This window comes from Xanthobacter sp. BG11Y11_SDJG (assembly GCF_057364445.1).
This window is the reverse complement of sequence record NZ_JBNFNU010000202.1, coordinates 1-7,535: the sequence shown is the minus strand read 5'-3', so window position 1 is coordinate 7,535 and position 7,535 is coordinate 1. Positions and strand designations below refer to the sequence as shown.

General features: G+C 68.2%; 5 protein-coding genes and 1 pseudogene. All 6 read left to right on the top strand.

The window, feature by feature from the left end:
• The coding region (gene dxr, locus AC2W7M_RS15745) for a 1-deoxy-D-xylulose-5-phosphate reductoisomerase (RefSeq protein ID WP_486133163.1) at positions 1-926 on the top strand (926 nt) is incomplete at its 5' end.
• A 211-nt stretch (positions 927-1,137) separates the two neighbouring features.
• Positions 1,138-2,283 carry an RIP metalloprotease RseP gene (rseP, locus tag AC2W7M_RS15740; protein WP_486133162.1) on the top strand — a complete coding sequence of 382 codons (1,146 nt, stop codon included), beginning with the start codon at positions 1,138-1,140 and terminating at the stop codon, positions 2,281-2,283.
• 185 nt (positions 2,284-2,468) lie between these two features.
• A complete protein-coding gene (gene bamA, locus AC2W7M_RS15735) occupies positions 2,469-4,964 on the top strand; it encodes an outer membrane protein assembly factor BamA (RefSeq protein ID WP_486133161.1) in 2,496 nt (831 codons plus the stop codon).
• Positions 4,965-5,029: 65 nt separating this feature from the next.
• Positions 5,030-6,149 (top strand): annotated as a pseudogene (gene lpxD / locus AC2W7M_RS15730) (UDP-3-O-(3-hydroxymyristoyl)glucosamine N-acyltransferase).
• Complete coding sequence (gene fabZ, locus AC2W7M_RS15725; RefSeq protein WP_486133160.1) at positions 6,146-6,649, top strand: 3-hydroxyacyl-ACP dehydratase FabZ; 504 nt, start codon at positions 6,146-6,148, stop codon at positions 6,647-6,649. Before lpxD ends, fabZ begins: the two are co-directional and overlap by 4 nt.
• A 3-nt stretch (positions 6,650-6,652) precedes the next feature.
• On the top strand, positions 6,653-7,459 hold the full coding sequence (lpxA, locus tag AC2W7M_RS15720) for an acyl-ACP--UDP-N-acetylglucosamine O-acyltransferase (protein WP_486133159.1): 807 nt from the start codon (positions 6,653-6,655) through the stop codon (positions 7,457-7,459).
• Positions 7,460-7,535: the final 76 nt, after the last annotated feature.

Sequence of the window (7,535 nt, the reverse complement as noted above, 5' to 3'; positions counted from 1 at the left end):
CCGTGGTCGAGGCGGCCCAGCGGGACGCCGACATCGTGGTGAGTGCCATCGTCGGCGTCGCCGGGCTGGCGCCCACGGTGGCGGCCTTCGGTGCCGGCCGGCGCGTCGCGCTCGCCAACAAGGAATGCCTCGTGGCGGCGGGCCACTTCTTCATGGCCGAGGCGGCGCGACAGGGGGTCGAGCTGCTGCCCATGGATTCGGAGCACAACGCCATCTTCCAGGCGCTCTCGGCCGCCCCGGCGCGGGCCGTGGAGAAGGTGACGCTCACCGCGTCGGGCGGCCCGTTCCGTCTCAAGTCGCGGGAAGAAGCGGCGCGCGCCACGCCCGCGGACGCGCTGAAGCACCCCAACTGGTCCATGGGCGCCAAGATCACCATCGATTCCGCGACCTTGATGAACAAGGGCCTGGAACTGATCGAGGCGCACCATCTGTTCGACCTTCCGCCGGAGCGGCTCGACGCGGTGGTGCACCCCGAATCCGTGGTGCATGGGCTCGTCGCCTTCGAGGACGGTTCGGTGGTGGCCGGGCTCGCCGTGCCGGACATGTGCGTGCCCATCGCCCACTGCCTCGCCTTTCCCGACCGGGTGGCGACCGATTGCCGCCGGCTCGATCTGGTGGCGCTCGGCCGCCTGACCTTCGAGGCGCCGGACGAGGTGCGGTTTCCCGCGCTGGCCCTCGCCCGCGCGGCCATGGCGCAGGGCGGGCGGGCCACCTGCGTGCTCAATGCCGCCAACGAGGTGGCGGTCGCCGCCTTCCTGAACGGAAGGATCGGCTTTTATGGAATCACCGACGCGGTGGCCGGAACGCTGGAGCGCATGAGCGGCGGCCCGCCGCCGGGCTCGGTGGCGGAGGCGCTGGCTGTGGATGCCGAGGCCCGCTCCATCACCGCCGCGCTCTTGCCCAAGTTTGCTGCGAAGGCCTCCTGAGAGGTTCTGCGGCCACGGTCGGGCGCCGCAGGGCAGAGGGCCGGCGCCAAGCGCCGGGCGAGCGAATTTCGGCCGAATGCCGCGCCTGCGGCGTCGCCTAGCGACGCGGCATCCGAGGCGCGGCGGTGGCGATGGCAAGTGGTCGTCGCGTGTCCCGGTCCCGGACGGATCGGGAGGCGCGCCGCCACGCAGGAATGCGAGGAAGCGGGTGATGGATGTGCTTTCCAGTCTCAGCGGCGCCGGCTCATCCCTCCTTGGTTACCTTGTTCCCTTCCTGTTCGTTCTGACCATCGTCGTTTTCTTTCACGAACTCGGCCATTTCCTCGTGGCGCGCTGGGCGGGCGTGCGGGTCCTGACCTTCTCGCTGGGCTTCGGGCCGGAAATCGCCGGCTTCACCGACCGCCACGGCACGCGCTGGCGGCTGGCGGCGGTACCCCTCGGCGGCTATGTGCGATTCTTCGGCGACGACGATGCCGCCTCCACCCCGGACCATGCCAAGCTCAGCCGGATGAGCGACGCGGAGCGCCGGGAGAGCTTCTTCTGGCAGCCGGTGCGCTGGCGCGCCGCCATCGTGGCCGCCGGGCCGATCGCCAACTTTCTCCTGGCCATCGTCATTTTCGCCTTCGTCTTCATGGTGTTCGGCAAGCAGGTGACGCTGCCCCGCGCCGACCAGATCGCCCCCGCGAGCGCCGCCGAGCGCGCCGGCTTCAAGCCGGGCGACCTGGTGCTGACCATCGACGGCGAGCCGGTGGAGAGCTTCTCCGACATGCAGCGCATCGTCGGCTCCCAGGCTGGCCGCACGCTCAGCTTCGTTGTGCAGCGCGGCAACACCGAGGTGACGCTCAATGCCACGCCCGAGCTGAAGGAGGTGAAGGACGCCTTCGGCAACGTGCACCGCACGGGCCTGCTCGGCATCTCCCGGCCCATCGCCGCCGGCGACGTGACGGTGCGCCACTTCGGTCCGGTCGAGGCGGTCGGGATGGGCGTGCAGGAGACGTGGTTCATCGTCGCGCGCACCTATGACTACCTCACCGGCCTGATCGCGGGCCGGGAATCGGCGGACCAGATCGGCGGCCCGATCCGCATCGCCCAGGTCTCGGGGCAGGTGGCGACCTTCGGCATGGGCGCGCTCCTGTCCCTTGCGGCCGTGCTCTCGGTCTCGATCGGAATTCTTAACCTTTTTCCGATACCGCTGTTGGATGGTGGCCATCTCCTGTTCTATGCGTTCGAGGCGGTACGCGGGCGCCCCCTGAGCGCCCGCACGCAGGACATCGGGTTCCGCATCGGCCTCGCGATCGTGCTGATGCTGATGATCTTCGCAACCTGGAATGATGTTCTGCGAATCCCGATGATGTAAGGGTTTTGGCAGACGGGGACGGGGCCGTGGCGTGGGCGCAACGGTCCCTCAGAAAAGCAGGGCCGGCTGGGTGGGTTCGGTTTGCACCGCAGGTAAAAGCCTGTACAAGCGGCTTCGCAGGGTGAGAATCTGTACGCACCGTCGTGCCGGTTCGAGAACAACGAAATCGTAAGGTTGCGCGCCACATGACTGCTTCGCTCCAGGTGATGAGAAAGCTGGCCGCCGTCCTCGGCATCGCAGCGTGCGTTGCGGTCGGGTCGGTCGCCGGGTCCCTGGCGGGGGCCGCGCCGGCAGCGGCGCAAAGCTCCAGCATCGTGGTTGAGGGCAACCGCCGGGTGGATGCGCAGACCATCCGCTCTTATTTCGGCAACGGCCCCTACACCGCCGCCAAGATCGACGAGGCCTGGAAGGCGCTCTACGCCACTGGCCTGTTCTCCGACGTCCAGATTTCGCAGGCCGGCGGCCGCATCGTGGTGCGCGTGTCCGAGAACGAGGTGATCAACAAGGTCGCCTTCGAGGGCAACACCAAGATCAAGGACGAGGTGCTCGCCGGCGAGGTGCAGTCCAAGCCCCGCGGCACCCTCTCCAAGGCCACCGTCCAGGCCGACACCCAGCGCATCATCGAAGTCTACCGCCGTTCCGGCCGGCAGGGCGTGCGCGTCAATCCGGTCACCATCGACCGCGGCAACGGCCGCGTGGACCTCGTGTTCGAAATCACCGAGGGCGAGAAGACCGGCATCAAGGACATCAAGTTCGTCGGCAACAAGGCCTTCTCCGACTACAAGCTGAAGGACGTCATCTCGACGACCGTCACCAACTGGTTGTCGTTCCTGAAGTCCACGGACGTCTATGATCCCGACCGGGTGAATTCGGACCAGGAGCTGCTGCGCCGCTTCTACCTGAAGAACGGCTATGCGGACTTCCGCATCCTCGCCGCCACGGCCGAGCAGACCAACGAAGGCTTCATCATCACCTTCACCCTCGATGAGGGCGCCCAGTACAAGTTCGGCAAGGTGGATGTGGTCTCCAATATCCGCGACGTGCCCGCGCAGACCTTGAGGGGCGCGCTGCGGGTCGCGGACGGCCAGATCTACAACGCCGAGCTGGTTGAGAAGTCGGTGGAGAACCTCACCATCGAGGCCTCCAAGAGCGGCTACGCGTTCGCCCAGGTGCGTCCGCGCGGCGACCGCGACTTCGAGAACAAGCGCATCAACATCGTCTTCGTGCTGGAAGAGGGGCCGCGGGTCTATATCGAGCGCATCGACATCCGCGGCAACACCCGCACCCGCGACTGGGTCATCCGGCGCGAGTTCGACCTCGGCGAGGGCGATGCCTACAACCGCGTCCTCGTGGATCGTGCCGAGCGCCGGCTGCGCAACCTCGGCTACTTCAAGAACGTGAAGGTCACGAACGAGCCCGGTTCGGCGCCCGACCGCATCATCCTGGTGGTGGATGTGGAAGACCAGCCGACCGGCGAGTTCGCCATCTCCGGCGGCTACTCGACCCAGGACGGAATCATCGGCGAGATTTCGCTGGGCGAGAAGAACTTCCTCGGCCGCGGCCAGTACGTGAAGCTGTCCGGTTCGTTCGGTCAGAATGCGCAGGGCGCCGAGTTCTCCTTCACGGAGCCGTATTTCCTCGGCTACCGGCTGGCGGCGGGCATCGATCTCTACTGGAAGGAGACGCAGGCCACCAGCTACACGGCCTACGCCTCCAACATCGTCGGCGGCGGCCTGCGCTTCGGCCTGCCCATCACCGACGAAGTGACCCTGGCGCTGCGCTACAATCTCTACCAGCGCGAACTGTCCATCTGCGACAGCTACTCGACCGGTGGGCTGCTTTATGCCCAGTGCGCCAACGACGTGTCTTGGGCGATCCGCGATGCGGTGGCGCAGGGGGCGACCATCACCTCCGCGGTCGGCTACACCCTGTCCTTCAACGGGCTGGACAACAACCTGAACCCGACCCAGGGCCTGTATGCCGAGTTCAAGCAGGACCTCGCCGGCCTCGGTGGCGACGTGAACTTCCTGCGCACCACCGCCGACATCCGCCACTACACGCCCCTGATCGCGGACTCGGTCCTCATCCTGCGCGCCCAGGGCGGCTACGTGTCGGCGTGGGGCAATGACGACCTCGCCATCATGGACAATTTCTTCATGGGGCCGAACCTGGTGCGCGGCTTTGCGCCCTCCGGCATCGGCCCGCGCGACGTGGCGCCCTGCGCGGCGTCCAACGCCGGAACGCTGGTCTACGCCAATTGCCTGGCCAACGAGACGAACGCCTTGGGTGGCACCACCTATTGGGGCGTGTCGGCTGAGATCCAGTTCCCGTTCTCCTTCCTGCCGAAGGACATCGGCATGAAGGGCGCGATCTTCGCGGACGCCGGCAACCTCTTCGACTATGGCGGCCCGACCTCGTTCCCGGCCGTTCCGAACTGGAATGGCAACAACATCTACGGCAGGGCGAATTTCGTCGACTGCCGGACGACCGGATATTCCACCAAGAACGCATCCGGCAACGTCTGCGTGGCCGACGAGGATGTGATCCGCTCCTCCATCGGCGCCAGCCTCATCTGGCAGTCGCCCTTCGGCCCGCTGCGCTTCGACTATGCGTGGGCGATCTCGAAGGCCTCCTACGATCAGCTCCAGGCGTTCCGCTTCTCGGGCGGCACCCGCTTCTGATCGACCATCCTCCCATTGCGGGCGCCGAGGAGCGTGAGCCCTTCGGCGCCCGAACCTGTTGATCCATGAGCCAGACGGCCTTCTTCCCCCACCCCGCGCCGATCACCCTCGCCGAGGTCGCCAAGATCAGCGGCGCCGAGCTTGCCGGCCCCGGGGCGACCATTGATGCCCTGGGCCGGCGCACCGTCTCATCGGTGGCGAGCCTTGATGCGGCCGGGCCGGACGATCTCGCATTCTGCGACACCTTCCTGTTCGCCGAGCGTCTCGCCACCACGCGCGCCGGCGCCGTCATCACCTCGGAGCGCTTCGCGCCCAAGGCGCCGGCGGAACTGCCGCTGCTGATCGCTCCGCGTCCGGCCCTCGCCTTCGCTCTGGTCACGCGCGCGCTCTACCCGTCCGCGCTGCGCCCGCAGCCCGTGTTCGGCCACGAGGGCGTGGCGCCCGGCGCCCTGGTGCATCCCAAGGCCCGCCTGGAAGACGGCGTCACCGTCGACCCGGGCGCCGTGATCGGCCCCGGCGCCGGAGGTGGGCGCGGGCTCGGTGATCTGCGCCGGCGCCGTCATCGGCCCGGCAGGTGCGCATCGGCCGCAACTGCGCCATCGGTGCGGGCGCGAGCCTGACCCACGCCTTTCTCGGTAACACGTCATCATCCATGCCGGGGCGCGCATCGGCGGCGACGGCTTCGGCTATCAGCCGAGCGCGCGGGGCCACCTGAAGATCCCGCAGATCGGCCGCGTGGTGATCCAGGACGACGTGGAGATCGGCGCCAACACCACCGTCGACCGCGGCGCGCTCAAGGACACGGTGATCGGCGAGGGCACCAAGATCGACAACCTGGTGCAGATCGCCCACAACGTGGTGATCGGCCGCCACTGCATCATCGTCTCGCAGACCGGCATTTCCGGCTCGGCGACGCTGGGCGATTTCGTGATGCTGGGCGGGCAGGTGGGCGTGGTCGGCCACATCACCGTCGGCACCGGCGCCCAGATCGCCGCCTCCAGCAACGTGGCCGGCCATGTTCCCCCCGGTGTGCGCTGGGGCGGCTCGCCGGCGAAGCCGGTGCGGGACTGGTTCCGCGAGGTGATGACGCTGAAGCGGCTCGCCCAGCGCCGGGGCACCGATTCCGGGGCGGGTTACGGGCAGGACACGGACGAGCCACTGGACGACGGGGGAAGGGGCGCATGAGCGAGACGCCGCAGCTGGAAACCGAAGCCAAATCCGCAGCCGAGCCGGCGCCTGCCAAGGTGCTCCAGAGCGTGGACATCCAGCGCATCCTGCTGTGTCTGCCGCATCGCTATCCCTTCTTGCTGGTGGACCGCGTGGAGCAGATCGACGCCGATCTCTCCTGCGTCGGCATCAAGAACGTCACCGCCAACGAGCCCCATTTCCAGGGCCATTTCCCGGGCAATCCGGTGATGCCCGGCGTGCTCATCATGGAGGGCATGGCGCAGACCGCCGGCGTCATCTGCGTGCTCGGCAAGGAGCGGGAGAAGCCGTCTCTGGTCTATTTCATGACCATCGACGAGGCGAAGTTCCGCCGTCCGGTGGTGCCGGGCGACGTGCTCGAATATCACATGACGCGCATCACCCGCCGCCGCAACATGTGGTGGTATCGCGGCGAGGCCAAGGTGCGCGGCGAACTGGTCGCCGAGGCCCGTCTCGGCGCCATGATCATGGAGACCTGACGCGTGCCGAACATCCACCCCACCGCGCTGGTGGATCAGGGCGCGCACCTCGCGGACGACGCGGAGGTCGGTCCCTTCTGCACCGTCGGTCCGGATGTGGAACTCGGCCCCGGCGTGCGCCTCGTCTCCCACGTGAACGTCACCGGCGCGACCGCGATCGGCGCGCGCACCGTGGTCTATCCGTTCGCCTCGCTCGGAACGCCGCCCCAGTCGGTGCACTATAAGGGCGAGAAGACGCGCCTAGTCATCGGCGAGGACTGCGTCATCCGCGAGCATGTCACCGCCAATATCGGCACCGCCGGGGGGCGCGGCCAGACCGTGATCGGCCCGCGCTGCATGCTCATGGTGGGCGCCCATGTGGGCCATGATTGCCTCGTCGGCGAGAGCGTGGTGTTCGCCAACAATGCGACGCTGGCGGGCCATGTGAGCGTCGGCGACTTCACCTTCCTCGGCGGCCTGTGCGCGGTGCACCAGTTCACCCGCATCGGTGCCCAGTGCATGATTTCCGGCCTCACCGGCGTGCGCGAGGACGTGATCCCGTTCGGCAACGTGCTCGGCCAGGCCGGCAAGCTGGTGGGCCTCAACGTCATCGGCATGCGCCGGCGTGGCTTCACCAAGACGCAGCTGCACGAGGCCCGCGCGGTCTATCGCGACCTGTTCTTCGGCGGCGGCACCTTCGACGTGCGCCTGGAGCGGGTGCGCGCCATGACCGCCCAGTCGGACTTTGCGGCGCAGGTGGTGGCCTTCATCGACCAGGACCGCTCGCGCGCCCTGTGCCAGCCCTCGCGGGGCGTCGTCCAGGAGGACTGAAGGTGAGCGAGCCGCTGCCCCCGGGAGCGGCAGGCCGCCGGCCGCCGGGGCCGGGGCAGGGGGCTTTCCGCGCGCG

What these genes read in the sequence shown, in the direction of transcription:
- rseP (WP_486133162.1), top strand. Translation starts at nt 1,138, where the DNA reads ATGGATGTGCTTTCCAGTCTCAGCGGCGCCGGCTCATCCCTCCTTGGT.
- fabZ (WP_486133160.1), top strand. Translation starts at nt 6,146, where the DNA reads ATGAGCGAGACGCCGCAGCTGGAAACCGAAGCCAAATCCGCAGCCGAG.
- bamA (WP_486133161.1), top strand. Translation starts at nt 2,469, where the DNA reads ATGACTGCTTCGCTCCAGGTGATGAGAAAGCTGGCCGCCGTCCTCGGC.